At 69.9% G+C, this 2425-nt stretch carries 2 protein-coding genes; one reads left to right on the top strand and one right to left on the bottom strand.

Translation table 11 applies throughout. The annotated features are described in order from the left end of the window. Positions 1-19: 19 nt before the first annotated feature. Positions 20-943 (bottom strand): IS5 family transposase, encoded by a 924-nt coding sequence (locus tag AC068B_RS41135; protein ID WP_478676568.1) that lies wholly within the window; start codon positions 941-943, stop codon positions 20-22. A 163-nt stretch (positions 944-1106) separates the two neighbouring features. Here AC068B_RS41135 and AC068B_RS41130 point away from each other — a divergent pair, with 163 nt between their 5' ends. After that, complete coding sequence (locus tag AC068B_RS41130; RefSeq protein ID WP_478676567.1) at positions 1107-2306, top strand: S8 family peptidase; 1200 nt, start codon at positions 1107-1109, stop codon at positions 2304-2306. Positions 2307-2425: the final 119 nt, after the last annotated feature.

The raw sequence follows: 2425 nt of genomic DNA, 5'->3' as shown, positions 1-2425 counted from the left end.
CTAGGCTCTGTCCGGCCGATCATGTGCGGAGCCAGATCATGAGGGCTGCGACGGTGACGGTTCCAAGGTAGATGTGGGCTCGCTTGTCGTAACGTGTCGCCACCGCTCGGAAGTTCTTCAGCTTACTAATGGCTCGTTCGATGGTGTTGCGCTTCTTGTACTGCGCCTGGTCAAAGCCGGGTGGCCGGCCGCCGAAGTGTCCTCGCGAGCGGCGGTTGGCCGCTTGATCACTCTTCTCGGGGATGCTGTGGCGTATCCCGCGTCGCCGCAGGTAGCGGCGTATCGCCTGGCTGCTGTACGCCCGGTCCGCACTGACGCTCACCGGAGTGCTCCGAGGGCGGCCGACGCCGAGGCGAGGGACCCGGATGCCGCCCATCACCGCCTCGAACTGTGTACAGTCCGCGCGCTGACCCGGCGTCAAGGCCAGGGACAGCACACGGCACCGGCCGTCCGCACTCAGATGCACCTTGGTAGTGAAGCCGCCCCGGGAGCGGCCGAGCGCCTCGGCCTCACCGGGCCGTAGGGCGGACTCGCCGGCACTCGGCCAGAGTCCGCCACCGGCCTCACCTCCGGACGGGGTGATGCGCGAACCCGCCCGGTGGGCACCCGCCGCATGCTGGTGAGCCCGCACGGACGTGGAGTCGACCGACACCTCCCAGTCGATGTCACCCACCGCGTCGGCCTCCGCCTGGATCCGCCGCAGCAGACGAGTCCAGGTGCCGTCCGCCGACCACCGCCGATGCCGCTCGGCAACGGTCTTCCACGGCCCGTACCGCTCCGGCAGATCACGCCACGGCACACCGGTCCGAATCCGGTACAGGACACCGTTGATCACCTGCCGATGGTCCCGCCACCGACCGCCCCGCCCGTCGCTGACCGGCAGATGCGCCCGAACCCGCTCCCACTGCGCATCGGTGAGATCACCCCTGCCCCTGTCCTCCACCACCACCGGGACAACGACCCCACCTCCAGCCGGGCACCGACACGCCTCCCCTCAAGGGTGCGGAAGCTCAAGGAATGCACGTCAATCGACGATGCATCAGGTGACCGTCACGCGCGGGGCCGTCCGGCCCCGGAGGGACGGTCACCTTGTGAACGGAGCACCCATGCGATTGTCCGCGCGCTGCGCGTCCGCCGCCTTCATGCTGATCATCCCCCTGGCCCTCGCACAGGGCACGGCAGCCGGGCAAACCTCCAGGCAGGCGGCCCCAGCGCCGCTGCGCAAGGCCGCCCAGGCCGTGCCGGGCCAGTACATCGTCACCGTGGCCAAGCATCAGAACCCCGCCGCGCTGGCCGGCCGGGTGCAGGGCGTGGAGCCGCTGCACACCTACCGCCACGCCCTCAACGGCTTCTCCGCCCGCCTGGACCCGGCACAGTTGCAGCAGGTGCGGGCCCTGCCGGGGGTCGAGAGCGTCGAGGAGAACGGCGTCGCCACCGCCCCGAAGACCCTCTCCACACCGCGCACCCCGGCCACCCGGGAGACCATTTCGAGCTGGGGCCTGGACCGTATCGACCAGCAGAAGCTGCCGCTGGACGATTCCTTCACCGCCAAGGGCGACGGAGCCGGTGTCACCGCTTACATGATCGGCACCGGCATCGAGTACGCCCACGAGGAGTTCGAGGGCCGGGCCACCTTCGGCACCGACACGGTCGGCGACGGGAAGGAAGGCGCGGACTGCCAGGGGCAGGGCACTCACGTCGCCGGCACCGTCGGCGGCAAGACCTACGGCGTCGCCCGCAAGGCGAACCTGGTCAGCGTCCGCGTCCTGGGCTGCGACGGCAAGGGCACCATCGAGCAGTTCATCGCCGGCCTTGACTGGGTGGCCGCCAACGCCAAGAAGCCCGCCGTCGCCAACATCTCCTCCGGTGGTGACTTGAACAGCGCGCTCAACAAGGCCGCCACCGCCCTCTCCGACGCGGGCGTCCTGCCCATCGTCGCCGCAGGCAACGACTCCAAGAACTGCGACCTGGTCTCCCCCGCCGCCGCCGAGCGGGTCTTCACCGTCGCCGCGACCAACAAGTACGACGAGGAAGCCGACTTCAGCAACTGGGGCACGTGCGTGGCGCTCTACGCACCCGGTGAGGACATCACCTCCGCCAAGCTCGGCGGCGGCAGCAGCACCAAGAGCAGCACCGCCATGGCCGCCCCGCACGTCACCGGCGTCGCCGCCCTCTACCTCGCCGCACACCCCGACGCCACCCCCGACGACATCGCGGAGTGGCTCGACGACAACACCACCAAGGACGTCCTGACGAAGGTCAGCAAGAGCTCCCCCAACTCGCTGCTGTACACCGCCGGTCTCTGACCAACCCACGACACACCCCCCGCCCGCCGGGCTCTCAAACCGGCGGGCACCCGCACCTCCAGCCCCCAACCCATCGAGCAGCCCCGTACCAATCCCATGATCGGCCGGACAGGGCCTAG

The organism is Streptomyces sp. NPDC042371 (genome assembly GCF_056437465.1).
Note: the sequence above shows the minus strand (reverse complement) of the source record. Positions and strands in the feature narration are given on the sequence as shown.

Coding starts and splice junctions, on each gene's coding strand:
- AC068B_RS41130 (WP_478676567.1), top strand. CDS start 1,107: ATGCGATTGTCCGCGCGCTGCGCGTCCGCCGCCTTCATGCTGATCATC.